The organism is Siccirubricoccus sp. G192, assembly GCF_019084075.1.
Classification (GTDB): Bacteria; Pseudomonadota; Alphaproteobacteria; order Acetobacterales; family Acetobacteraceae; genus G192.
In genome coordinates this window covers 247,719-271,193 of the sequence record NZ_JAHREN010000002.1, presented here as the reverse complement: position 1 = coordinate 271,193, position 23,475 = coordinate 247,719, and the positions used below count along the sequence as shown (strand labels likewise).

The window sequence follows — 23,475 nt, the reverse complement described above, 5'->3', positions numbered from 1 at the left end:
ATCTCGCCCGTGTCCAGCCGCGTAGTCAGCGAGGTAGCCGGTCCGGCACGCGGGGATCCGTGGCCCAGGCGGAGAAGGGGATCTCGAGCGTGAGGCGGGGCATCTCGCGGACGGCCTGCACCGAAGCCTCGCGCAGGAAGACGTGCCAGGTCTGGGCGGCCTCGGGCTGCGCGGCCCGGAAGGCCGCCGGCGAGAGTAGGGCGAGGTTGGCGCCCTCGCCGGGATCGCGCACCGAGCGGTAGCGGATCGCCTCGATCCCAGCCTCCCGCGCGGCATCGGCCACCGCTTGGCAGGGGCCGTAGTCGGTCGGGTGACCCCAGAGCGCCGCGTCACGGTCGAGCGGAGGCGCGGTCAGGTCGATGGCGACGTCGGTGCCCGCCGGGACCCGGAAGGCGGTCCGCTCCTGCGGGTTCGCCGGGCGCCTCGCGGCCGGGGCGTCGAGGAAGAACAGAAGCCGATAAAAGGCTTCCTCGGCCACCGCCGTTTCAACCCGCTCGGCGGCGTAGAAGCAACCTGCCGGCTGGCGGGCGCGGCGGAACCGGCTGCCATGGCGGTAGGGAGCGTAGCGGAACGGGCTGGCCAGGAGGTAGTCGAGCCCCATGCACGTGGCGGGGATTGCAGGCTTGCTGCCCTCCAGCTCGGCCTCAAGGATGGCCTGCTCGTCGAGCGTGTCGACCAGCTTGAGGGTGGCCACCAGGGACTGGCTCTCCACCACCCGCCAGAGATCGCCGGACCAGGACCGTGCCTCAGACGCGAGCGCGGGCGGCGTCCACATAGTCCACGGCGGCGACCAAGCCGGTCACGGTCTGCACCAAGTCGCGCGGCGTGCCCCCGAGGGCGCGGTTCGCGGCGGCCATCCAGGAGCGCAGGGAGGCCTCGTCGCCGCCCACCACGGCATCAAGGCCGCGGAAGAGGCGGACCAGCAGAAGGGCGAGCTCGTAGGGCTTGGTACCGGGCTCAAGCGCATAGGTGCCGGCTCGGAGGCGGGAGGCGGTCGCCTCCGACACCCCGATCGTGCGCGCCATGACGGCGTTGGTCAGGCCGAGCAGGTCGGCCGCCCGCGTGACCGCCTTACCCACTACCGTTGACCGCTTAGTAGGGGAGGCAACGCTTGTTTGTGCTAAGACTCCCATTTTTATCACCAGAGAGTTTAAGGGCCATTTCTTTCTAGGGAAAGATAATACGTGGGCGCGGTTCTGGCAAGAGACCTACGCCGCCCTACGGCGCAACGCGGACCCGTGAGGGCGGGGCTGAAAGCGTAGGCAGAGGGCCTCGAGTGGCAGCCTCTCCTGTGGAAACGGCTTGTCGAGTGCCCTTGATGATGCGAAGTGATTTCGTGTAATTCCAGCGACTTGCTTGTTCCCGAGTTGATGCCAAAATGCCTTGGATCGCGCGAATCATGTGCGAGATCGTGCTTGGCGATGACAGCGACGTCGGCTGTGACAGGGGTGCTGACCCAATCCTTTGCCATAAAGCGGGTCACCGCCGACGCGGTGGGTCGAGGCGGCCGGCCTGGGCTTGAGCGGTGCGGCGCGTTCTGGATCACGACACCTGGAACCTTGGGCTTTCGATCACCTGGCCGACCGACCACCGGCGATAAGATGCCCCGAATCGTGCGAAGGCTGCCCGGGATCGCAACCAGTGATCGTCGCGAGGCCCGATGTCGAAGGTGCGCCTGCCCAAGCGCCCTGCTCCGGCGCATGCGATCCCCGACGCGGCCTGGGCCGAAGCCGCCCGCCGCGAGGCGGTGGTGCGTCCTCTCGCTGCTGAGCGGTGGCTTGGCCGGGCCGCGGTGGAACGCGCGGCGCGGTCCCTCGGCCTGAGCCCTACCCGCATCTACGGCCTGGTCCGCGCCTTCCGCCGCCATCCGGTCACGGCAGTGCTGGCGCTGTCCAAGCTAGGCCCGGCACGAGGCTCGCGCCGCCTCGCTCCGGCCATGGATGCACGGATCGAGGCGGCGATCGACGCAGTATATCTTCGAGCGGAGAGGCCTACCCTGGCCCGACTGCTCGGCCAAGTGGCGTATGCCTGCCGAGCCGAGAGACTCGCTCCGCCCTCCATGAAAGCGCTTCGGGCGCGCATCACCGCCCGTAGCCTGCGCGAACGCATGGCGGCGCGCGAGGGCGCGGCCGCCGCTGGCGGTCGTTTCCGCCAGGTCAAGGCCGGCCCACGCACCGAGCGGCCGCTGCAGGTCGTGCAGATCGACCACACGCTGGTCGACATCCAACTGGTCGACGATGCCATGCGCGCCTGCATCGGCCGGCCCTGGCTGACGCTGGCGTTGGACGTGCATACCCGCCTGGTGCTGGGCCTGTACATCGCGCTCGATCCTCCGAGCGCCGCCGGCGTCGGGCTCACCGTCGCGCAGGCGGTGCTGCCAAAGCCGTCCTGGCTGGACGACCATGGCGTTGCCCTGACCTGGCCGGCGGAGGGCAGGCCTGAGGTGATCCTGGTGGATAACGGCCGTGAGTTCCACTCACGCGCCTTCGAGCGCGGGTGCCGGCAGCACGGCATCGAGATCGACTACCGCCCGCCCGCGGCCCCGCGCTTCGGCGGCCATATCGAGCCGCTGATGGGCACCCTGATGCGGCGCATCCACGCGCTGCCTGGCGCCACCTTCTCCGATCCCGTCGAGTGCGGCGACTACGCCTCGGAGGCGCGGGCGGTGCTGACGTTGCGTGAATTCGAGCACATCCTCGCCCTCGAGGTCCTCGGCCCCTACCACAACGAGGTCCACTCGGCGCTCGGCCGTACGCCGATGTCCGCCTGGCTCGAGGGCACGCATGGGCTGGATCTGCGCCCGCCGGCGGACGCCGGCGCCCTGCTGCTCGACTTTCTGCCCTTCGAGGAACGCCTGGTCCGGCGTGACGGCGTGCGCCTGTTCAATGTCCTCTATCAGGATGGGGCGCTCGCCCACCTGGTGGACCGCGGTGGGGCACGGGTCCGGGTCAAGTACGACCCGCGCGACCTCAGCGCGGTCTTCGTCGAGCTGCCGACGGGCGACCACGTCCGCGTGCCCTATGCCGACCTGGGCCGGCCGCCCGTGACGCTCTGGGAGCACCCGAGGCCTGCCGGCGGCTGCGGGCGGAAGGGCGGCGCACCGTGGATGAGCACGCGATCTTCGCGGCGATCGCCGAGCAGCGCCGGATCCTTGCCAAGGCGCACCGCCTGACCCGGGCGGAGCACCGGGCAGTGGTACGGACGGGGCGTGCCCTGGCGAGACCCGATGGAGGTGAAGGGCCGGCTGCAGAGCCGCGGACGGCGACCCGCGACGACCCCGAGGCACGGGTGCCGATGCCGGAGGAGGGGGCTAGCGGCGGGGTGGAGTTCTGGTGATGCCGGCAACGGGCGAATCCCCACACCTCCCCATCGATCTGCGCCCGATCGCCACCCTCGGCAACGAGGACCGGATCGCGCACATCCGCTCCGAGCGGTGGATCGGCCACGCTGCGGCGGAGCGCGTGCTGGGCTACCTGCAGGAGGCCTTCGATCAGCCTGCGGATTCCGACGATACCAGCCGGGGCTTCCGATCGAAGCCAGCCGCCTGTTCCAACTGAAGCCAGCCGGGCGTTCCGAGCGAAACCGGCCGGGGGTGGGTGGCTGTCTACGGGCGGTGTGAGTGTGGCCTAGTTCTCCTGGCCGGTGTCAACTGCGATGGCGCGCCGGGCGGCTTTCCGACGCATGGATTCGCCCTTGAGCTCAATGCGGTGGGCGTTGTGGACGAGGCGGTCGAGGATGGCGTCGCCCAGGGTGGGGTCGGCAATCCATTCGTGCCAGGCGGGCACCGGAAGTTGGCTGGTGACGATGGTGGCGACCCGGCCATGCCGGTCATCGACGATCTCCAGCAGGTCGCGCCGCTGCTCGGGCGTCAGCGGGGTCAGCCCCCAGTCGTCCAGGATCAGTAGCTGGACCCGGCCCAGGCTTTTGAGCATGCGGGCGTAGCGGCCGTCACCGCGGGCCAGGCCGAGCGCCTCGAGCAGCCTTGGCAGGCGGTGGTAGAGCACGCTGCGGCCGTCGCGGCAGGCCTTGTGGCCGAGGGCACAGGCCAGCCAGGTCTTGCCGACGCCGGTCGGCCCGGTGAGATGAACCCCCTGGTGTCGGTCGATCCACTCGCCGGCGGCGAGGCGCTGGAACAGGGTGCGGTCGAGGCCGCGGGCGGCGCGCCAGTCGATGTCCTCGATGCAGGCCGACTGGCGCAGGCTGGCGAACTTCAGCCGGGCCCGCAGCCGCCGGTCCTCGCGGCCGGTCGCCTCGCGCTCGACCAGCAGGGCCAGGCGCTCCTCGAAACCGAGGCTCTCCAGGTCCGGCTGGCGTCTCTGCTCCTCAAGGGCCTGCGCCATGGCGACAAGGCCAAGACTGCGCAGGTGCTCGCTAGTGGGGTGGGTCAGCATGGCATCTCCTCAATGGTAGTAGCCGCCGCCGCGGATGTTCGGGTGCCGGATGGGCGGCGTGTCCGGCACGGGCTCGGGGGCAAAGGCGCGGTCGAGGCCGTTGCGCAGGATGGATGCGATCGAGCCGTAGCTGCGGGCGCCGATGTCGAGGCCGCGCTGGCAGGCAGCCTCGACCCGGGCGGCGCCGTAGCCGCGCACCAGGCCGAGGATGCCGAGGCAGGCGCGGAAACCCTGCTCCGGATGCGGCTTTGCGCGCAGGATCGCCTCGACCATGCCGACCGCGGCGGGGCCGATGGCGGCTGCCTCGCGCCGTAGCCGGGCCGGCGTCCAGTCGGCATGCCGCCGGTGCGCGCTCGGCATGTGCTCGGGGATGGTGGTGTGCCGGTGCCGCAGCGGGCTGCGGAGATGCGCGGCGACGCGGCTGCCGTTGTGGAACAGCTCGACCCCGCGCTCGGTGATGCGGGCGTCGACCACGGCTCGGGCGAGACGATGGGGCACGCTGTACCAGTGCCCCAGCACCTCGACGTGGTAGTCGAGCCCGACCCGGCAGCGGCGCCAGTCGGCATAAGCGTAGGGCTCGAGTGGCAGCTGCAGCAGGGCGCCGCGCTCGAGGCTCTCGAACAGGGCCCGCCGGCTGGTCCCGAGGCGGCGCATGGGGCGGCTGTTCAGCGCCTCCAGCAGTTCGCGGACGGCGCTGTTGGCCTCCTCCAGGCCGAACAGGCGGCGGTTGCGTAGGCGGGCCAGGATCCAGCGCTCGACCACCTGCACCCCGACCTCGACCTTGGCTTTGTCGCGCGGCTTGCGCACCCGCGTCGGCACCACGGCGGTGCCGTAGTGCGCCGCCATCTCCTGGTAGGTGCGGTTGATCCCGGGCTCATAGCGGCAGGCGGCGGTCACCCCAGCCTTGAGGTTGTCGCACACGATCTGCCGCGCGACGCCGCCGAAGAAGGCGAAGGCATTGACGTGGCAGCCCACCCAGTCCGCCAGTCCCTGGCTCCAGCGGACCTCGGCATAGGTCAGGCTTGAGGCGCCGAGCACGGCGACGAAGACCTGCGCCGGCCGCACCTGGCCGGTGGCCGGGTCGATGACCGCCAGGGTCTGCCCGGCGAAGTCGACGAACAGCTTGTCGCCGGCGACATGGGTCTGGCGCATGGTTAGCGACACGCCGCCGCGCCACTCGGCATAGAGGTCGCAGAAGCGGCTGTAGCCGTAGCCCTCCGGCTGCTCGGCTCGGTATTCCTGCCAGAGCAGCATCAAGGTCACGCCGGGCCGCCGGAGCTCAGCATGGATCCGCGGCCAGTCAGGCTGCGGCCGCAGCGCCTCCCGGGGCGTGAAGGGCGGGCTGAACAGCCTCGCCTCCAGCGCCGCGTCGTCGAGCCCGGCCGGCACCGGCCAGGTGATGCCGATCACCGTTGCCCGGCGCAGGTATTCGGCCACCGTGTACCGGCTGATCCCGACCGCGGCGGCGATCTGCCGCTCGCTCTGGCCGCAGGCGTGTTTGAGGCGAAGAACTTCTCGAACCTGGCGCATGGGCAGTCTCTGGGCAGGCATGGCTCTCCCCGGCGGCGTTGCCGGACCGAGCTTGCCCTCGGTGGAGGACTGCCCGCAGACCGCCCCCTCAGCCCCGAGCTGGGGTGGCGGGCTTGCGTCGGAATGGGTGGCTGGCTTGGACTGGATTCAGTGGCAGGCTTGCGTCGGAATCACCGGCTGGTTTGCGTCGGATTCCGCAATCAGCCAGCGCGCAGGCGCTTGGAGAACGTCCTGCTGCTCGGTGAGAGCGGCATGGGCAAGAGCATGCTGCTCGAGAAGTTCGAGCGGGCGAACGCGGTGGCCTTCGACCAGGCCGCGGGCGCGCAACGTCGGCCCGTGCTCGTGGTCCTGATGCCACCGAACCCGACCGAGGCCGAGTTCTTCGAATGCGTGCTGGAGGCGGTTGGTGCGCCCTCGGCCGGGCTCTGGGTGCAGGGCATGCGCCTGCGCGCCTCGGCGATCGGGCTCCTGCGCGACCTCGGGGTGCGGGTGCTGGTCCTCGACGAGATCAACTCGGTGCTGGCCGGCACGCCGCGCCAGCAGCGCCTGCTCCTGCAGCTGTTACGCTTCCTCTCGAACAACCTCGAGATCGCGCTCGTCTGCGCGGGCGTTCCCGAGGCGCGACATGCGTTGCTGTCGGACCCGCAGCTGCGTGGCCGCTTCAGCGATATCGAGCTGTCGCCGTGGACGCCGGGCGAGGAATTGCGGGATTTCCTCACCCGGCTGATCTGGAGCCTGCCCTTGCGCGAGCCACCGCCGGTGGACTCGCCGCGGCTGCGGGCGTTGCTGGTCGAGCGGTCGCGGGGAATCACGCTCGGCATCTGCAAGGCGGTGGAGCGTGCCGCCGTCGCCGCCATCCGTAGCGGGCGCGAGCGGATCGAGTTCGCGAGCTTCGAGGACCCGGAGGTCTGGCGGGGCGTGGCGACGACCGGCCGTGGCACGCCGGCCGGGGGCCGGGGCGCCGCACGCGGGCGGCCAGCGGCATGAGAGCGGCCGGGCCCTTGCCGCTTGTGCCGCGGCCGCTCCCGGGCGAGGCGGTGCTGTCCTGGGTCGGCCGGATCGGCGCGCGCTACAGCCTTGAGGCCTCGGCACTGATCGCATGGCTGCGCCGCGGCCACGGGGTGCACGCCTCGCGCATCGCTGCTCTGGACTGGCGGGCCGATGCCGAGCTGGACCACCTCCTCGCCGGAGCGGCGCGCCTCGAGGTCGGTGCGGTCCGGGCGCTGCGCCCCGTCGCGGCGGTCGCTGAAATCGCCCTCTGGCGCCGCGCCCGCCCGGCCTGGTGCGCCGGCTGCGTGCGCGATGACGTCGGGCGGCAAGGAGAGTGTTACGGGCGCGTGGCATGGCGCCTCGGCGGCTGGGTGGCGTGCCCGATCCACGACGTGCTGCTTGCCGAGGCCTGCCCGCGCTGCCCGCACGGACGATGCGGGTTCCGGCCCATGGCGGGCCGGCAGCGGCTGATCTGCGACGCTTGCGGAGCGCCGCTGGACCAGCCGTCCGGGGCCTACCGGGGGCCGAAGCCCGGCCCGAAAGCTCGGTCCTAGCGCTTCAGACCGACCTGCTCGCCGCGCTCGGCGGTGTGGCCTCGGCGGGGCCCCGGGGCTTCGGCCTGCCTGCCGCGGTCTTCCCGGCCATGGTGCGGGATCTGGTGATCCCCTCTGGTCCGGCCATCGTCGTACGAGACCGGGCACCGCGGCCGGGGGGCGGCCGGAGGTGACGGCGATGCCCGCGCGCTGGCGACACTGCCGGTGCGGGCGGTGCATGCGCTCCTCGGCATCGTCGCACCCGTCTTCGGTGCCGTGGCGGCCTCCGCCGCCGGCGCGATCGGGACGCCACCGGGAAAACGCCCCCCCCGCCGGACGACCTCGCCGCGCCCCTCGCATACGTCTCGTGGCAGGACCTGGAGGCGCTGCGGCCGAAGGCGCGCGGCTGGGGGCCAGTCCTTGGACGCGCCGTGCTTGAGGCGGTTGACGGGGAGGAGGAACGGCGACGGCAGGGTGCCATCGCGGCCGGCTTGGCACGCGACGAGGCGGCCTGGGCCCGGTACGCGGCGGCGCGGTGCGCCGCGGAGGTCAGGCGCCGGCGGGCAGCGAGGGCGGCGCGTCGCCGTTGGCGGGACGCCGCGGCAGGTCCGGCGATCGGCAGAGGGCGCGATGGCCGTGATGCCTGCGAGGAGGGGAGGGGGCCTCCCGTGTTCGGGGGTCGGGCGGCCACCCTCGGGTCTGGCCGACCCGTGGCGCGATCCTGGGCATTTTTATCGCCAATCAGGGGCGCTTTGGCGCGATCCAGGGCACACCACCGCGCCACAAACCGGCAGTTGGCTGGGATTTCTTATGATCTGGGTTCCGCGACAAGCGCCCAGGGCGGCCGTAGCCCGGCACAATGGCTATGTGTGTCTCCCCCGCGATAAGCCCCGCTTACCGCGCCTTAGTCCGGGCTTGCCCGAATCGCGGTTTCCCGCCAGAATTGCCGGAAGGGGAGGGGCCTGCCTGTCTTGACCAAACTTGACCAAATTAGCTACGAGGCCTGCCAGACCAACCCTGGTCCGGAGGCCGCGCGTGACCCAGGTCAACCTCTACGACGCCAAGACCCAGCTCTCCCGCCTGGTCGACCGCGCCGCAGCCGGCGAGGAGATCGTCATCGCCAAGGGCGGCCGGCCGCTGGCGCGCCTGGTGCCGCTCGCCACACGCACCGCGCCGCGCGAATTCGGCTTCCTGGCCGGGCAGGTCCGGGTCAGCCCCGACTTCGACGCGCCGCTGCCGGACGAACTCGCCGCGGCCTTCGGTGCCGGGGACGCATGAGGCTGCTGCTCGACACGCATATCTTCCTCTGGGTCACCGCCGATCCCGGGCGGCTGGCGGAGGACCTCCGCCTGACCCTCGCGGTGCCCGAGAACACGATCTTCGTCAGTGCGGCCTCGGTCTGGGAGATCGCGAGCAAGCGGGCGCTCGGGCGCATCGCCTTCCCGCTCGAGGAGTTCGTCCCCATTCTCGCGCGGGCCGGCTTCGAGCCCCTCCCGATCAGCGTCTCGCACGCGATCGCCGCCGGCGGGCTGCCGCGCCACCATGCCGATCCCTTCGACCGCATGCTCATCGCCCAGGCCAGGGCGGAAAACCTCACCCTGGTCAGCGAGGATGCGGCCTTCGCCGCCTACGGGGTGCCGCTGTTCGGGCAGGAGCGGCTGCGGTGAGCGGGTCAGACGCCCCCGCGTCGGACGATGGGCTGGCGCCTGGCCCAAGCGATGGCCGCGTGCCAGCGTCGCCGCCGGATCCGGCCGGCGGTGCGCCTGGGCTCTCCGTGGTCGCCACGGCGGCGCTGGCTGCGGCGAAGACCTATGCCCGTGACGCCCTGGCGCCGGAGACGAAGCGCGCCTACGCCGCCGACTGGGCGCACTTTACCGCCTGGTGCCATGCGGCTGGTTGCCCGCCGCTGCCGGCCGAGCCTGCCGCCGTCGCCGCCTACCTCGCATCGCTGGCCGGCCTGTACTCGCGCTCAGCGCTGGAGCGCCGCCTGGCGGCGATCGGCCATGCGCATCGCCTGCGCGACCTCGAGTGGTCCGCCGGGCATCCGGCGATCCGCAGCACCCTGCGCGGCATCCACCGCCGGCACGGCAGCCGCAAACGCCAGGCCGCGGCCCTGACCTCGACCGAGCTGCGCAAGCTGGTCGCCGCCTGCCCGGGTGACCTGGCCGGGCTGCGCGATCGGGCGCTGCTCCTGCTCGGCTTTGCCGGGGCGCTGCGCCGCTCGGAACTCGTCGGCATCGACCGCGAGCACCTGCGCGTCACCGCCGACGGCCTCCGTCTGCTGCTGCCCTCGTCCAAGACCGACCAGGAAGGCAAGGGGGGCCGAGCTCGGCATCAGCCGCGGCAAGCGGCGCGAGACCTGCCCGGTGCGGGCGCTCGAGGAATGGCTCGAGGCCTCGGCCTGCCGCTATGGCCCGGTGTTCCGCAAGGTCGACCGCTGGGGCACCGTCGAGCACCGCCGCCTCGGCGCCGATGCGGTGCGCGACATCCTGCTGCGCCGCGCTGCGCAGGCGAAGCTCACGGTGCATGGCTCCGAGCGGCTATCGCCGCATGGGCTCCGGGCCGGCTTCGTGACCGAGGCCTATCTGGCCGGGGCGCGCGACGAGCAGGTGATGGACCACACCCGCCACCGCGACCTGAAGACCATGCGCGGCTACGTCCGCCGCGCCAAGCTGGTCACCGACAGCGCCGTCAAGCTGCTCGACCTGTGACCCGGATGCCGGCCAGGGTGGAGCGGGCAGGGGAAGGGACCGCGGGCGGCGGGTCTCCGGACGCGCTGGCGCTGCCGCACCCGGACTGGCTCTACCACCACCTCCGGGTGCGCGGGGATCCCGCTGCGATCGGGGCCTTCCGGGCCGCGGCGGCGGGCGCCGGCGTCCTGCCCTGGCGGCACGACCTCGGCCCGGCGGCGGAGGACTGGTTCCACCTGCTGGTGGCGCCGCCGGCGCCGCAGCGGCGCCGCCTGAGCCTGGAGGGCGCGCGCATCCTGGCCGGGCAGCTCCGGGATGCCGCCGCAGCGCGGCAGCGCCTGGTGGCCGAGCGGGCCGCGGCGAGCCGGTCCTGCCCCTTCGACCTGCACCGGCTGCTGCCCGTGCCGGACCGGCTGCTCCGGCTCGGCCCCGACCATCCGGAGACGCGGCGCTGGCTCTGGGAGTGCTGGGGCACCACCGAGGCCCTGCGGCATGTCGTGGAATTGCCGGTGCCCGGGCGCGGCGAACCGCGGCGCCGCGACCCTGGCCTGGTCTGGGTCGGCTTCTGGGCGGCCGACTGGACCCCCTGGCGCGCCCTCCTGCAGCTGCGCGCCCGCTGGCCGGGCCTGCGGATCGAGCTCCGCCCCTTCTACGATGACCCCTGAGGCGGACAGCGCCGAGCCCCTGCTCGAGGGCCCGCGCGCCGAGGTTGGCAACGCCGGCGCGCCGGTGCTGCGCTTCGAGGTGTGGGAGGGCCCGCTCGACCTGTTGCTCGACCTCGCCCGGGCACAGCGCGTCGACCTGGCCCAGCTCTCCATCGTGACCCTGGCCGAGCAGTTCAGCGCGGTGGTGGACGCGGCGATCGCGGCGCGGCGGGTGCCGCTGTCGCGGCTGGCCGAGTGGCTGATCATGGCGGCCTGGCTCACCCTGTTGCGCTCACGGCTGCTGTTGCCGGTCGCCGAGGAGGAGGCCCTCGAGGCGCACCGCGAGGCCGCGGACCTGCGCCAGCGGCTGGCCAGCCGGGAGGCGGCGCGGCGCCTGGCGGATTGGCTGGAGCGGCGGCCGCAGCTCGGGCGGGAGGTCTTTGGCCGCGGCGAGGCCGAGCCCGCGGTCGCGGCGCTGCCGGCGGCCGACCTTACGGAGTTGCTGCGGGCCTGCCTCAAATTGCTGGAGCTGCCGCTGCACGAGCGGGTCTATCGGCCGCAGCCGCCCTCCCTCTGGCGGGTCCCGGACGCGCTGGCGCGGATCCGCCAGCTGCTGCCCGGCCTGCCGCACGGCGCGCCGCTCGCGCGCTTCCTGCCGCCAGCCGGGGAGGGGGGGCCGCGACCGCCTGCAGCGCCGGGCGGCGCTGGCCAGCACGCTCCTGGCCGGCCTGGAACTCGCCCGCGACGGCGCCGCTGCGCTCGAGCAGGACAGGGCCTTTGGCGAGATCCGCGTGAGCCCTGCCGATGTGACGGGCACCGGCGCGGCCGAGTCGAAGGCGGCCGCCGCGTAGCCAGACCGTGGACCAGCGCCAGGACGGGATCCCACCCAGCACCCGGGTGCCGCCAGGACGATCACGGCAGCATTGGCTGGTTAAGAAAGTGCGGCGATGGAAAGTCCGGGGTGGAAGCTCCTGGCGGCCTCGGATCCCGTACCCGGATCAGAGCAGGCTTGTCTCCGTTTGCTGGGATGAGTTGCCGGCGGCCTTGCGACGCGGCAGCGCCGGGCGCAGGGCAGGGGGGCGGGATGCGCCCTGTCCCGGACCCTCATAGCCGTCATCGGCGATCAGGCGCAGCTGCACCGCACCACCATGGGCTCCGGCCAGCTCGGCCGGCGGCAGGGTCAGCGGCACCGGCCAGAAGCACTCGACCCGATCCTCGCCGCGCAGCGCCAGGAAGACCACTCGCTCCACCTGGCCACCCTCGCCGGTCTCGACCGCAAAGCGGAAGACCAGCCCCTCGGCCGCCTCGGTGCCGAGCGCCAGCGAGAGCTGCTGCGCCTCGCCCTCCTGCCGGCGCAGCGTGCGCTCGGTCGGCTCGTCGGCAGCGCCGCGGTAGAAGCGGACCGGCACGCCCTGGCCGTTCGAGCCGATGACGAAGACGAAGTGGGCGCTGTCGTCCAGCACCTCGAGCCAGGGATAGTCGCCTGATTCGGCGGCCCGCTTCAGCCGGTGGCGGCCGAAGGCGAAGGCGCGGCAGCCGACCGACCAGGGATCGTCGCCGAGCTCATAGCTGGCCATGGCCAGGGCGTCGCGGCGGGCATTGGCCAGCAGCCTGGCGCAGAGCCGCAGGCGATCCTCGCTCAGCGCCGGGTGGAAGTCCCAGGGGAGACAGGGCGGGGTAGGGGAGGGAGGCTCCATATCGGAAGCATAACACGACAGGGCGCGGTCCGCGCCCGGGATCGCCGACCGGCCTTCCTCGAATGCACTCCCGACTGGGTTCCAGATTTCGGTGACACGGTCGCCTTTACCCGAAAGCCGCGAGCAGGCGCGCCACCTCCTCGGGCGCCGTGACTGGGGCAAGATGACTGGCCGCCAGTTCCACCCAATCCCAACCCGCCTGGCTCCGCACCCAGCGCCGGCTTGGCTCAATGAATGAGTAGGGCGGGCGGGTAAGTGCCACATAGGTCCGCGGCCGGCCGTTGCCGACCGGATGGTCCAGCCGTAGTGGGCTCTCGTAGGTGGCGAGCGGCTGCGGCGTAAAGCGCCGCAGCAGCCACTGCGTGATCGGCCCGTCGGGCATGCCGAGGGCGGCGGCCGTTCGGGGTGGCGGCAGGACGGGGCCGCTGCCCTGGTCCACAGCCGCGCGGCGGATCCCTTCCGCTCGATCGGCCGGCACTACATCGAGGGCGCGCTGGCCACCCTCCACAACCAGGCTGTCGAGAAGGACAAGGCGTCGGATCCGCTCCGGTATCCGATCCACCACGCCTATGGCCGGGATACCGCCGAAGCTGTAGCCGACGAGGATGGCGTCGCGCAGTTCGTCAGCCTCGATGGCATTGACCAGGTCCTCGACCCAGGTGTCGAGCGTGACGCCGCGCGAGAGCAGGTGCTTCCGCTCTCCCATGCCGGTCAGGGTCGGTGTGACGACTCGGTGGCCTTGGGCGCGGAGGCGCTCGGCGACTGGCGTCCAGAACCAGCCACCGCCCCAGGCGCCATGCACCAGCACATAGGTTTTGCCCTCCGCGCTGCCAGTATCTTGCGCTGCAGCTGGCGCCAGACCGAGGCGCGAGGAAGCGGCAGCCGTGAAGAGGCCGAGCGTGAGGGTGTGCCGTCGGCCGATGGTGTCCCGCATGCGACATCCTCCTTCCTGCCGGAGGGCGTGCATTCGGCTGCGCCCTCATTGTTGGGCCAGTTCGGTTCGGGTGCGTGGAATCGTATACAATTGAGCGTGCGACGCCTACATTCCCAGGAATAGAAAGCAATGGGCCAGCCGGAATACCGGGGTGGTCGTTGGCGCGTGGGGGGAGCGGAATGGCAATCATCACTGGCACAAACCAGGCCGACATCATTACCGCGACACATGGCGCCGACCAGATCAGCACTGGTAACGGCGGGGATCAGGTCATTGCCCTGAGCGGTGACGACCAGGTCCAAGGCGGCAATGGCGACGATCATCTCCAGGGCGTGGACGGCGACGACGAACTTGCTGGCAGTAACGGCAACGATGAACTCGACGGCGGCAAGGGCGACGACAAACTCGACGGCGGTCGCGGCAATGACCTTTTGCACGGCGGCTTTGGCGTCGATGCCCTGGTGGGGGGCAGGGGAGAAGACATCTTCTCCTTCGGCACCGTAGTTGGATCCAGAGGTGGGTCCTCCTACAGGATCGGCACTGGTGTCGGTGAGGGAGCACGCGACGTAATTGGCGACTTCCAGCAGGGAGCGGACGTGATCGACCTCAGTCTGGTCAACTTCTCCAGTGGGGGCGGTCCCATTGTCGGACCTGCTACCCCCCCCGAGCGACCTTACGTTCGAATTCATCGGCACTAATGCATTCACCGACGGGGGTGGCGGCGAGCCGCATCTGCGCTACGAGGTGCTCGAAGGCCGGACTATCATACAGATGGACGGAATACGGGCCGCCGGCTCTGGAGCATTCCCGCCTGATGGGGTCGTGGACGCCGAAATCGAGCTGATTGGTGAGTTTGTACTGACGGCCGCCAATTTCTTACTTTGACGAGCGGGAGGCGGGCGAGCTGCTGGTCCGCTTCGAGGGCCGCGAGGTCGCCTATGGCTTCGGTGAGCTGGACGAGCTGGTGCTGGCCTATGCCACCACCATCCACAAGAGCCAGGGCTCGGGATACCCGGCCGTGGTGATCCCGCTCAGCATGCAGCATTACCCCATACTGGCCCGTAACCTGCCCTACACCGGCGTGACCCGCGGCAGGCGGCTGGTGGTGCTGTTCGGACAGCAGTGCGCTCTGGTGATCACCGTCCACAACGCCGGTCCCGACGCCGCTGGTCAAAGCTGCGAGAGTGATTGGGTAGCGTGATACCGGCCTCGAGGCGAGGTGTGGAGAGACCCCGTCCGGATTGAGCCAAGCCGGCCAGCATGCAGGCGAGGTGGTGATGCCCTCCCAGAATTGTGGCAGCAGCGCGTGCGCCGCTCTGGCGCATTGCTAACGACGATCGCAGCGGCCCGCTCCCGTCAGGGATGGCTGCCCATGTAGACCAGCGTCCCGTCGGACTCCAGGACGGCCGCCGAGTTCATGCTGGCCCGTTCGATCTTCCCCGGCCCCATAATGTGGAACACCTCCCGGCCGCCTGCGAGCAAGTAGTCGGTGATGATGCGCCGGTGACAGCGCCACCAGACTGCCTCGGCACACATGATGGCGCAAACCTGGGAGCCGCCGAGTTCAAGCAGTGCCGTCATGCCTTCACGGAAATCAGGCGTGGCCGCGTAGTCGGCGTAGTTCCGAAAGCTCGCGTTTTCCCAGAAGGTGTTCCGCGAAGGCCCCTGGTCCTTTTGCCTGCCGCGCAAGCCACCCAGCCGCCGGCAGTGCCGATAGCCGATCTGGTATGGGGCCAAGGCTGCTGGGAGCGCGTCAGCATTGAACTGTGGGTTGGTGCGCGAACGGGGGATCGTCCGGACATCCACGACGAGATCCGCCCCCGCCTCGCGGAGCAGATCGGTCAGTTCCGCCACCGACCGGGTTGAATGGCCGATTGTGTAGAAAGGGGAACCCGGGTGCATGCTCCATCTCGCTTCCGATGGGGAGGTCAACGCGAGGTGGGCGTGGGCAGATGCGAGCAGTAGATCGGATCGCCTGGAGCCGGGCTTGCGCGTACATAGCCACAGCTGCTGTCACTCAATTTCCAAGGAGCGGCTGCGCTATGAGGGAGCGATGTCCTAGACCTGCTGCGCTCCGGTCATCGGCTCATCGCCGGTCGTTCAGTCGGTCGCGTCTTTGATATCACGGGAACGGCCTCAATCGAGGCGCGCGCCGGCAGCCTGCACGATGGCGGGCCAACGTGCGACATCCGCCCGCAGCAGTGCCGCCAGGACCTCCGGGCTACCGCCCACGGGCTCTAAACCCTGATCGTTCAACTGCCGGGCAACCTCCTGCAGCGCCAGCGTCCTGTTCACTTCGGCGTTGAGCCGCGCGACGATCTGGGGATTGGTGCCAGCCGGGGCGAGCAGTCCCTGCCAGGAGACCACATCGTAGCCAGGCAGGCCTGATTCCGCGACGGTCGGGACCTCCGGCAGCGCCGGGGCACGAGATGCGGTAGAGACGGCAATGGCCCGCATCCGGCCACCACGCACATGCTGCACGACAGCCGCCAAGGTCAGCGACAAGGCATCGATGTGCCCGGCCAGCAGGTCCATCGAGGCCGAGCCGCCGCCGCGGTAGAGCACATGTGTCCAGCCAACGCCAGTGCGGGACTTGATCAACTCGGCTGCCAGGTGCCCGATGCTACCATTGCCGGGTGTGCCCAGGGTGATTGTCCTCTGCCGAGCGAGGTCGAGGAACTCCGGCAGGGTCCGCACGGGCAGCCCGTTCCGAACCACGAGGATCTGCGCCGTGCGCACTGTCTGGATCACCGGTGCGAAGCTGCGCAGCGGGTCGTAGGGCACGCTGCGGTAGAGCGAAGGGTTGATTGCCACCGAATCCCACCCGGCCAGGATGGTGTGGCCGTCCGGCTTGGCCGCCGCGACCATCTCGAAGGCGATATTGCCACCTCCGCCGGCGTGGCTCTCGATGACAAAGGGCTGACCAAGCGCCTCCGACAGGTGCCGCCCCAGGACCCGCGCCAGCGCATCCACGCTGCCGCCCGGCGCCACCGGCACAATGATACGCACTGGGCGCGACGGCCAGGTCTGCGCCCAGCTCGGCGCCGCGAAGAGCACCAGGCCGCCAGCCAGCACCGAACGTCTTGCCAGCACCGGAGCCGTCCTCCGCGCGACGGGCTCCGCCATGCAATCGGTTCTCCGCAGTGGTGGTGAACGGCTATGCTGCTGGCGGGGCCTCGCCCTTCACCTGAGAGTTTGGCAGTGAATCCGCGCCGCCAAGCCTGATGCGAGTTGGCCGGGCTCAGTGCTGCGGACCGGTGTGTCGCCATCTGGCGAGGCCGTGCGGCGGGGCATGCGTGCGGTTGCGCAGCGGCACCTCGGTGCTTCGGTGCCGCGCAGAGTGGTTCGGGTGGGTTGCGCGCCGCGGGCGCCGGGTCAGGTCGCGAGTAGACGGCCGGTGCAGATCATGTTGTGCGCCAGGGCATGCCAGAGCCCGACCGCCTTGGCCTTCTCGAGGCCGCGCACGAGGAAGCGCAGCAGGCCACGGTTGCGGCACTGGGCGTTGACGCATTCGGCGGTGGCGGCCCGCTCCTTGTAGACCGCCTTCGCCGCCTCGCTGCCCATCCGCCGGCGCCAGGCCGCCACGCCGGGGCCATCGCCGTCGCGCGGCGCGTGCGGGTCGCGCGCCGCATCGCGCGGCTTCGGCACTGGCGCGAAGACCGCGACACCAGCCGCGGCCAGGGCTTCGATGTCGGCGAGCTTGGCGAAGCCGCCGTCCACCAGGTGCTCGCCCGGCCGCTGCCCGTAGGTTGCGGCCAGCCACTCGCTCATCGGCCGCAGCTGGCCCTTGTCGGAGCCGGTGTTGTCGAGTGTGACGGCGGCGATCATGGTGCTGCGGGGATCGCTGGCGAAGCCGAGGTTGAAGGCCGGGCGGAACCCGCCATCGGGCATCTTCATCACCCGCGCCTCGGCGTCCGTGGTCGAGACCCGCGGCTCGGATGGCGGTTTGCCGGTGGCCTCGCCGGCGGGCGCGTCTCCGGGCCCCGGCGGGTCCTCGCTCTGCGGGCACGGATCGCCTTGCCGCTTCGCCGCGAGTTGCTCGGCCACCGCCAGCGCTGCCTCGACGCGGCGCTCGCGGTCCGCCGCCGCGCGCTGGCGGGCGGCGGCCTGCCGGCGGCTCAGCGCCCCGGGATCGGCCTCGAGCTCGGCCCGCAGCCGGGCGACCTCGGCCGCCGCTTCGGCGCGGCAGCGCGCCAGCGAGGCCCGGCGACGGAAGGAGGCAGCGCCGGCCGCGGCCCGCACCCGCATGCCGTCCTGCGCCACCCGCACGAGCGAGGCGTGGCCCGTCTTCAGCATCGCTGCGAAGCTGTCGGTCAGCAGGCGTTCCAGCACGGCGCCGTGGGCCACGCGGAACTCGGCGAGCGTGGTGTGGTTCATGCCGACCCCACCGCACAGCCACTCGAAGCAGACGTGCTCGCGGCAGAGCCGGTCCAACTCGCGGGCGCTGCCCACGCCCTCCACCGTCGCGTAGAGCCAGAGCGCCAGCAGGATGCGAGGGTCGGCCGGCGGGTGGCCGGGATGGCCCTCCACCGCCTTGATCGCGCCATACAGCGCGGAGAGGTCGAGCCGCTCGGCGAAGGCCCACACGAAGCGCGCCCGGTGATCGGGTGGCAGCAGGTCCTCCAGGCTGAGCGGCCGCAAGCTCACCTGCCGCCGCTCGGCTTGACGCAGCCGCGGAGCCCCCTTGGGCCGTGCTGCCGATATCTGCTCCAGCAGGATCCCGAAAAGGCCAGTTCCAGAATCCGCCCTCATCCCACTCACCGCGTCACCATCAGCCCGAGCCTACTCAGGCACGGCACCAGACGGAAGCAGCCGGTCAGACCCAGACGAAAGATTGACGGCCTCTGAGACGATGACGCTCCATGCCAAGCAGTGCGACGGCCGCGAATTGAAAGCCTGGGCGAAGGAAATCCACCTGCGCGTCTGCGAGGCGATCCGTGAAGCCGACCTGCGGGCGAGGTTGAGGCCGGGGTGACGGGGCGACTACGCCCGCTGCCCTGGCGCATTGCCGGGCGGCTCGGCCGGGAAGCGCAGGATGTGGAGGACGCCCCCAGCCTCACTGGCCTTCGTGGTTTCGATGCGGCCGCCGAGCTGGGCGGCGAGGGCACGGATCAGCCGGCGACCCATGCCACCCCGTCGCCCGAACTCCCGCGGCACCTCCTCGGCCGGCATGTTCGGGAACCCGACCCCGTCGTCGGCCACGGTCAGCAGCAGGTCCTGCCCCTCGCGCCAGAAGCCGATCCGCACCCCTCCTGCGCGGTCCTCCGGGAAGGCGTGCTTGAGGGCGTTCGTGACCAGCTCGTTGACGATCAGCCCCACCGCACCGGCGCGCGACACGGGCAGGCTGTGCCGCTCGGCCTCGATGAACAGGCCAACCGGGGTAACGTCTGTCAGATTGGCCCGCAGGTCCGCGACCAGGTCATGCAGGAATTCCTGCATGTCTACCATCACGTGCCCGTCGCGCCGGGCCAGCCGATCGTGCACGCGGGCCAGGACCCGCACGCGCTCGGACACGGCCCGCAGCGCGGCGGCCGTCTCGGGCGAGGTTCCGGCCTCCTGCATGCTCAAGGTGGCGCCGATCCTGGCGAGGTCGTTCTTCACCCGGTGGCCGAACTCCAGCAGCAGCAGGTCGCGCTCGCGGGCGACCTGCTCGGCCATCCTCCGGGCCTCCTCGGTCTCGGCGTGGGCCTGCTCGGCCTCGACGTAGGCACCGTGGAGCGCCTCGATGATAACGGCAATGAGCAGGCCGATGAGGACGAACAGGCCAACGCTGATCGCCGTCTCGGTGTCGGGGATGGCGAAGGAATGGAAGGGCGGGACGAAGAAGTAGACCGCCAGCGCAGCGCTCAGCAGCGTGGCGACGACGCCGGAGCCGCGGTTGAACACGACGGCCGAGAGGATGATGGCCGGGAAGAACAGCAGAAACGGCAGGGCCAGCAGGTCCGCGAGCAGCCAGTAGCGGATGGCGAAGGCGACGAGGACCAGCACGGTGGCGCCGGTCCACCGCAGCGGGGTCGAAAGGGAACGGACCGGGGCCGGTCGGAAGTAACGTCGAATGGGCATAGGGCGCCCAACCATCTCTGATACTTCTAGTTGCGCCTGCCACTGGATTGCCAAAGGCCCGCCACGCGGCCGCCTTCATCGGGCTACCCGTGCTGTGAAAGTAGCGCCGGGGAAACCCGAAGCAGCAGCGGCGTTGGCTCTGTCGAAGCGATCTGCGGGGCGCCTCTATCTCCCCGTGGCGGCGCCGGAACCGTATCCCGGTCGCGTGGCGGGGGCGTATCCCTCGCCCGGCCGAATGCCGGGCCGACACGTCCAGGCGCAGAGCCGCCCGGCGCTCACCCGCGTCGGGCGGTTTCTATTTGTCGGCCTCTTCGTCCTCTCCCCTCGCCAGCATCGCGTGCGACCGCATGATCGCCCGGCACGCCCGAGCAGGCCCGGGCCGCGGGGTGCCGCCGTGGCGCGCGGGGAGAAGGTGACCGCCGCGGATCTCTACTGCCGGCTGGGCATGACGCTGCCGCCGCCAGGGATCATCGAATGACGCGCCCGGACGACCCCGCGCCCGGCTGGGCTTGCGAGCTGGCCGAGGCGATGGCGACGCTGCGCGAGACGATGCCACCCGTGAAGATGTCGCTGCCCTGGAGGCCGCCGTCATGACGTGCCTGACGCGGCTGGAGGCCATGCCGCCCGTCACTGACCCCTTCGCCCTGGCGCTGGCCGAGTATCGGCAGGTGTTTGGCGACACCCCAATCATCAGGGGGGGCTGGAGTCATTCCGCTACGGCGCGCTGGCCGCAATCCTACGGTAGGCGGTGGCCGAGGGCCGGCCGCTCACTGATGCCGAGGTCAGGCGCCAGCTCGACATGACCCTGCCGCCGCCCGCGACAGGATCGACCGGCGCGAGTTTGCCAAGCTGATCGCGACCGTTGTGGCGGCGACCATCGTCGGCATGCTAGCGCTGACCGCGCTGGCGACCTTCATTCTGTCGCAGCTGTAGCAGGGGAAGGAGGCCGGGCGCCCGTGGAGGCGAAGGTGTGGAGAGAGGCGCCCGGCCCCGCCGCTGGGTGAGGCGCGGCACGAGATTTAGACCGCACTCGGAAGCATCCTGTCTCGAAACAGAACCGTGAGTGGCGATAACAGCACCGGCATGGCGCCGCCAGGGGACCCCGAAGAAGGACACCCGACACCACGCCGGCCGTCGCCCCCGCCGCTGATCGGCCGCGCATCTCACGGCCAAACGGCTCAAACCCGCGGTGGGCTGGGCACCCCAGCCAGCCGCAGAGAAGGGGGTCTTACTGCGCCAGAGGCACGGGATCGCGATGGATGGAGGGCTGGCTTTCTATTTCTGAGCCTATTTGGTTAGGCTTGCCAATGTGCCCAACATTGACACCCTGCTCCCGATCCGGAGCCGCATCGCATGCCGCCCCGCGCTTCGCTCAACGTCTCACTCACCCCGGAGCTCACAGCCTACATTGGCGAACGGGTTGCGTCCGGCCGCTATCGGAGCGCGTCCGAGGTGGTCAGGGCTAGCCTGCGCCTGCTGCAGCGCGACGAGCCTGCCGGTTCCAGACAACCAGCACCGTCGCCCGCCGTGTCGGACGGTACGGATCATGGTGATCGGCGCCGTGGGCAGCATCACCTGAAATGACCCAAGAACACGCCGCTGACCCTGGCTGCGCTCCCACGAGCCGAGAGGCAGCGTTGGTGGCGGAGAATGCCCGCCTTCGCGCGGCGCTCGCGCGCGCCAAGCTCGACGCCGACGCTGCCTCGGAGGTGGCCGACCTGCGCCGGCGGGTCGAGGAGCTGGTGCGGGCGGTCCGTGCCCGGGACGACTTCATCGCCATCGCCGCCCACGAGCTCCGCAATCCCATGACGCCGATCCTCGGCCTGGCGAAGGCCGCGCTCACCGCCGCGCGCAACGCCGAAGGCGCCTCCCCGCGCGTCACGACCCTGCTGGAGCACCTGCAGCGGGCCGCCCAGGACTTCATCAGGCGAGCGACCAGGCTGCTGGATGTCGGCCGCATCGAGTCCGGCAATCTGCGGCTGGAACCATCCGAGACCGACCTCTCCGAACTCGTGCGCATGGTTGCCCAGCGCTACGCCGCCGCGGCCGCCCATGGACGCAGCGCGCTCGGGCTCGAGGCCGAGGACGGCGTTTCCGGGATGTGGGACCGGCTCGCGGCCGAGGAGATCGTCGAGAACCTGCTCTCCAACGCCCTCAAGTCGGCATGGGCCGGCCCGTGACCCTCCGGCTCCGGTCGGACGGGCGCTCGGCGGTGCTGGAGGTGCAGGACCGCGGGGTCGGCATGCCGCCCGAGCAGCAGACGCGCATCTTCGGGCGGTTCGAGCAGGTGGTGGGCCAGCACCGGGGCAGCGGCTTCGGCATCGGGCTGTGGGTGGCGAGCCGGCTGGTCGCGGCCATGGACGGCCGGATCGCCGTGTCGAGCCGCCCGGGCGAGGGCTCGACCTTCACCGTCACGCTCCCTCTCGCACCCCTGGAACCGGATCGGACGACGCATGCCACAGGATGAGGCCACTCCTGGCGAGGAGGAGATTGGACGGGTCCCGAGTCTGGTACCGGGCCTCGATCAGGTGCTGTGCGGCGGCTTCCTGCGCGGTGGCCTCTACCTGGTCCAGGGAGCGCCGGGGATGGGCAAGACCGTCCTGGCCAGCCAGATCCTCTACCGCCGGGCGGCGGAGGGAGGCCGTGCCCTCTTCGTCACTGTCCTCGGTGAGAACCACGGCCGCATGCTGGCGCACCTGCGCCCGATGCGGTTCTTCGACCCCTCCTTCATCCCCGACCGGGTGACCTACCTCAGCGCCTACCAGGCGCTGGAGGACGAGGGGCTCGAGGGGGTCGCTGCGTTCATCCGCCGGGAGGTCCTGGCCCACAAGGCGACGCTGCTCGTGCTCGACGGCATGAGTGCGGTCGAAGCCAAGGCCGGCGCCGGGGCCGTGTTCGAGATGAAGCGGTTCACCCACGGGCTGCAGACGCTGGCCTCGGCGACCAATTGCACCATGCTGCTCCTGACCACCACGGCCGGCGCGAGGTCGGCGCCGGAGCACACGATGGTGGACGGGATGATCGAGCTGCGGCAGCGATCCTTCGGCGTCCGAAGCGAGCGCCGGCTCCTGGTCCACAAGCTCCGCGGCAGCGCCTTCCTCGAGGGCGAGCACGCGTTCCGCATCACCCGCGAGGGCGTCGCCGTCTTCCCGCGGACCGAGGCCCTGCTCGCGACGCCCACGCTCCGCGGCCCGCCGCCACGGACACGCGTGTCGTCCGGGATCGTCTCGCTCGACGCGGTGTTCCGGGGCGGGATCCCCGAAGCCACGATGACGGCGGTGGTCGGCCCGTCGGGCTCGGGCAAGACCACGCTCGGCCTGCAGTTCCTGTCCGCCTCGAGCGCCGCCGAGCCCGGCCTGCTGTTCGGCTGCTACGAGCCGCCCGAGCGGCTGCACCTGAAGGCCGAGACGATGGGCCTCGACCTCGCCGCGGCGGAGCGGCGGGGGGACCTCGAGATCCTCTGGCATCCCGTGGGCGAGCACATCCTGGACGAACTCGCCCACAGGCTGCTCGAGGCGGTTCGGCGCCGCGGCGTCAAGCGCCTGCTGATCGACGGCCTGTCCGGCTTCCAGCAGGCGGCGCTCGAGCCGGAACGGCTCGTGCGCTTCTGGTCCGCCCTGTCGAACGAGCTGCGGGCGCTGGGCGTCACCACCCTGCACACCCTGGAGATGCCGGAGCTCATCGGCGCCGACCTCCGTGTGCCGGTGAGCGGGATCTCCTCGCTCGCCGAGGTCATGGTCATGCTGCGCTACGTCGAGCTGCAGTCGCGGCTGTACCGCCTCATCTCCCTGTTCAAGGTACGCGAGGGCGCGTTCGATCCCACGATCCGCGAGTTCGAGATCACCGCCGCGGGCATCACCGTCGGCGAGCCCTTCGAGAGGGTCGAGGCCGTCCTGAGCGGGATGGCCCGGGCGGCGCTCTCGAGGGCCGCTACCGTGGCGGCATCCTCCGACGGGGCCCGGGCCCCGTCGGCCGACGACACTGGGCAGTCCGGGTGAGCGGC

26 protein-coding genes and 1 pseudogene are annotated in these 23,475 nt (G+C 71.1%); 15 read left to right on the top strand and 12 right to left on the bottom strand.

Features of this window, described 5'->3' with window-relative positions; translation table 11 throughout:
• Nucleotides 1-25: 25 nt before the first annotated feature.
• Both KSF81_RS27830 and KSF81_RS27825 read right to left on the bottom strand, forming a co-directional pair.
• Nucleotides 26-775, bottom strand: a complete 750-nt coding sequence (locus KSF81_RS27830) for an RES family NAD+ phosphorylase (RefSeq protein WP_217381920.1) — start codon at nucleotides 773-775, stop codon at nucleotides 26-28.
• Nucleotides 747-1,079 (bottom strand): MbcA/ParS/Xre antitoxin family protein, encoded by a 333-nt coding sequence (locus KSF81_RS27825; protein ID WP_309139765.1) that lies wholly within the window; start codon nucleotides 1,077-1,079, stop codon nucleotides 747-749. Before KSF81_RS27825 ends, KSF81_RS27830 begins: the two co-directional genes overlap by 29 nt.
• Nucleotides 1,080-1,660: 581 nt before the next feature.
• Between KSF81_RS27825 and KSF81_RS27820 the strand changes: the two genes are divergently transcribed.
• Together KSF81_RS27820 and KSF81_RS27815 are read left to right on the top strand one after the other, a co-directional pair.
• Complete coding sequence (locus KSF81_RS27820; protein WP_217381918.1) at nucleotides 1,661-3,172, top strand: Mu transposase C-terminal domain-containing protein; 1,512 nt, start codon at nucleotides 1,661-1,663, stop codon at nucleotides 3,170-3,172.
• 163 nt (nucleotides 3,173-3,335) lie between these two features.
• Complete coding sequence (locus KSF81_RS27815) at nucleotides 3,336-3,557, top strand: TniB family NTP-binding protein (protein ID WP_217382100.1); 222 nt, start codon at nucleotides 3,336-3,338, stop codon at nucleotides 3,555-3,557.
• 69 nt (nucleotides 3,558-3,626) lie between these two features.
• Here the strand turns inward: KSF81_RS27815 and istB are convergent, their stop codons facing one another.
• Both istB and istA read right to left on the bottom strand, forming a co-directional pair.
• Entirely contained in the window at nucleotides 3,627-4,391 is a 765-nt protein-coding gene (istB, locus tag KSF81_RS27810) for an IS21-like element helper ATPase IstB (protein WP_217382099.1), read from the bottom strand.
• 9 nt (nucleotides 4,392-4,400) lie between these two features.
• Nucleotides 4,401-5,942, bottom strand: a complete 1,542-nt coding sequence (gene istA / locus KSF81_RS27805; RefSeq protein WP_375293381.1) for an IS21 family transposase — start codon at nucleotides 5,940-5,942, stop codon at nucleotides 4,401-4,403.
• Between the two features lie 102 nt (nucleotides 5,943-6,044).
• On the opposite strand from istA, the gene KSF81_RS27800 reads away from it, so the two are divergent.
• The 4 genes from KSF81_RS27800 to KSF81_RS27785 all read left to right on the top strand — a co-directional run bounded on the left by KSF81_RS27800 (nucleotide 6,045) and on the right by KSF81_RS27785 (nucleotide 9,111).
• Complete coding sequence (locus KSF81_RS27800) at nucleotides 6,045-6,908, top strand: TniB family NTP-binding protein (protein ID WP_256444383.1); 864 nt, start codon at nucleotides 6,045-6,047, stop codon at nucleotides 6,906-6,908.
• A 23-nt stretch (nucleotides 6,909-6,931) separates the two neighbouring features.
• Nucleotides 6,932-7,465: a TniQ family protein gene (locus KSF81_RS27795; protein ID WP_309139778.1), complete on the top strand. Its 534-nt coding sequence runs from the start codon at nucleotides 6,932-6,934 to the stop codon at nucleotides 7,463-7,465.
• Nucleotides 7,466-8,479: 1,014 nt separating this feature from the next.
• Entirely contained in the window at nucleotides 8,480-8,722 is a 243-nt protein-coding gene (locus KSF81_RS27790) for a type II toxin-antitoxin system Phd/YefM family antitoxin (protein WP_217381913.1), read from the top strand.
• Entirely contained in the window at nucleotides 8,719-9,111 is a 393-nt protein-coding gene (locus KSF81_RS27785; protein ID WP_217381912.1) for a type II toxin-antitoxin system VapC family toxin, read from the top strand. The genes KSF81_RS27790 and KSF81_RS27785 overlap by 4 nt, the downstream gene beginning before the upstream one ends.
• A 302-nt stretch (nucleotides 9,112-9,413) precedes the next feature.
• Here the strand turns inward: KSF81_RS27785 and KSF81_RS30760 are convergent, their stop codons facing one another.
• On the bottom strand, nucleotides 9,414-9,791 hold the full coding sequence (locus KSF81_RS30760) for a hypothetical protein (protein WP_254454314.1): 378 nt from the start codon (nucleotides 9,789-9,791) through the stop codon (nucleotides 9,414-9,416).
• Between the two features lie 19 nt (nucleotides 9,792-9,810).
• Between KSF81_RS30760 and KSF81_RS30755 the strand changes: the two genes are divergently transcribed.
• The gene (locus KSF81_RS30755) at nucleotides 9,811-10,155 is read left to right on the top strand and encodes a hypothetical protein (RefSeq protein ID WP_254454313.1); all 345 of its coding nucleotides are present in this window, start codon (nucleotides 9,811-9,813) and stop codon (nucleotides 10,153-10,155) included.
• Between the two features lie 5 nt (nucleotides 10,156-10,160).
• On the top strand, nucleotides 10,161-10,799 hold the full coding sequence (locus tag KSF81_RS27775; protein WP_217381910.1) for a hypothetical protein: 639 nt from the start codon (nucleotides 10,161-10,163) through the stop codon (nucleotides 10,797-10,799).
• A 271-nt stretch (nucleotides 10,800-11,070) separates the two neighbouring features.
• Here the strand turns inward: KSF81_RS27775 and KSF81_RS27770 are convergent, their stop codons facing one another.
• The 3 genes from KSF81_RS27770 to KSF81_RS27760 all read right to left on the bottom strand — a co-directional run bounded on the left by KSF81_RS27770 (nucleotide 11,071) and on the right by KSF81_RS27760 (nucleotide 13,409).
• Nucleotides 11,071-11,493, bottom strand: coding sequence for a hypothetical protein (locus tag KSF81_RS27770; protein WP_217382098.1), 423 nt, complete (start codon nucleotides 11,491-11,493; stop codon nucleotides 11,071-11,073).
• Nucleotides 11,494-11,776: 283 nt separating this feature from the next.
• Nucleotides 11,777-12,475 carry a hypothetical protein gene (locus tag KSF81_RS27765; RefSeq protein ID WP_217381909.1) on the bottom strand — a complete coding sequence of 233 codons (699 nt, stop codon included), beginning with the start codon at nucleotides 12,473-12,475 and terminating at the stop codon, nucleotides 11,777-11,779.
• Nucleotides 12,476-12,581: 106 nt separating this feature from the next.
• Nucleotides 12,582-13,409 carry an alpha/beta fold hydrolase gene (locus KSF81_RS27760; protein ID WP_217381907.1) on the bottom strand — a complete coding sequence of 276 codons (828 nt, stop codon included), beginning with the start codon at nucleotides 13,407-13,409 and terminating at the stop codon, nucleotides 12,582-12,584.
• A 179-nt stretch (nucleotides 13,410-13,588) separates the two neighbouring features.
• Here KSF81_RS27760 and KSF81_RS31100 point away from each other — a divergent pair, with 179 nt between their 5' ends.
• Nucleotides 13,589-14,107, top strand: a complete 519-nt coding sequence (locus KSF81_RS31100) for a calcium-binding protein (RefSeq protein ID WP_217382097.1) — start codon at nucleotides 13,589-13,591, stop codon at nucleotides 14,105-14,107.
• 194 nt (nucleotides 14,108-14,301) lie between these two features.
• A pseudogene (locus KSF81_RS27750) lies at nucleotides 14,302-14,597 on the top strand (ATP-binding domain-containing protein); the annotation flags it as partial.
• A gap of 168 nt (nucleotides 14,598-14,765) precedes the next feature.
• On the opposite strand, the gene KSF81_RS27745 reads toward KSF81_RS27750, so the two are convergent.
• The 3 genes from KSF81_RS27745 to KSF81_RS27735 form a co-directional block, all read right to left on the bottom strand.
• Nucleotides 14,766-15,263: a DUF488 domain-containing protein gene (locus KSF81_RS27745; RefSeq protein WP_309139763.1), complete on the bottom strand. Its 498-nt coding sequence runs from the start codon at nucleotides 15,261-15,263 to the stop codon at nucleotides 14,766-14,768.
• A gap of 282 nt (nucleotides 15,264-15,545) precedes the next feature.
• Nucleotides 15,546-16,535 carry a tripartite tricarboxylate transporter substrate binding protein gene (locus KSF81_RS27740; RefSeq protein ID WP_217381903.1) on the bottom strand — a complete coding sequence of 330 codons (990 nt, stop codon included), beginning with the start codon at nucleotides 16,533-16,535 and terminating at the stop codon, nucleotides 15,546-15,548.
• 249 nt (nucleotides 16,536-16,784) lie between these two features.
• Entirely contained in the window at nucleotides 16,785-18,161 is a 1,377-nt protein-coding gene (locus KSF81_RS27735) for an IS1182 family transposase (RefSeq protein ID WP_217381901.1), read from the bottom strand.
• A 100-nt stretch (nucleotides 18,162-18,261) separates the two neighbouring features.
• Here KSF81_RS27735 and KSF81_RS31095 point away from each other — a divergent pair, with 100 nt between their 5' ends.
• Nucleotides 18,262-18,384: a hypothetical protein gene (locus KSF81_RS31095; RefSeq protein WP_256444382.1), complete on the top strand. Its 123-nt coding sequence runs from the start codon at nucleotides 18,262-18,264 to the stop codon at nucleotides 18,382-18,384.
• A gap of 8 nt (nucleotides 18,385-18,392) precedes the next feature.
• Here the strand turns inward: KSF81_RS31095 and KSF81_RS27730 are convergent, their stop codons facing one another.
• Nucleotides 18,393-19,397, bottom strand: a complete 1,005-nt coding sequence (locus KSF81_RS27730; RefSeq protein ID WP_217381900.1) for a DUF4118 domain-containing protein — start codon at nucleotides 19,395-19,397, stop codon at nucleotides 18,393-18,395.
• Nucleotides 19,398-20,825: 1,428 nt separating this feature from the next.
• Here KSF81_RS27730 and KSF81_RS27725 point away from each other — a divergent pair.
• Genes KSF81_RS27725 through KSF81_RS27710 form a run of 4 tightly spaced genes read left to right on the top strand, consistent with a single transcriptional unit; the run spans nucleotide 20,826 to nucleotide 23,470 of the window.
• Nucleotides 20,826-21,056, top strand: a complete 231-nt coding sequence (locus KSF81_RS27725) for a type II toxin-antitoxin system ParD family antitoxin (protein ID WP_217381898.1) — start codon at nucleotides 20,826-20,828, stop codon at nucleotides 21,054-21,056.
• 56 nt (nucleotides 21,057-21,112) lie between these two features.
• A complete protein-coding gene (locus tag KSF81_RS31090) occupies nucleotides 21,113-21,652 on the top strand; it encodes a sensor histidine kinase KdpD (RefSeq protein WP_217382096.1) in 540 nt (179 codons plus the stop codon).
• Complete coding sequence (locus KSF81_RS27715; RefSeq protein ID WP_217382095.1) at nucleotides 21,649-21,939, top strand: HAMP domain-containing sensor histidine kinase; 291 nt, start codon at nucleotides 21,649-21,651, stop codon at nucleotides 21,937-21,939. Before KSF81_RS31090 ends, KSF81_RS27715 begins: the two co-directional genes overlap by 4 nt.
• Complete coding sequence (locus KSF81_RS27710; protein WP_217382094.1) at nucleotides 21,926-23,470, top strand: ATPase domain-containing protein; 1,545 nt, start codon at nucleotides 21,926-21,928, stop codon at nucleotides 23,468-23,470. The genes KSF81_RS27715 and KSF81_RS27710 overlap by 14 nt, the downstream gene beginning before the upstream one ends.
• The last annotated feature ends 5 nt before the right edge of the window (nucleotides 23,471-23,475 follow it).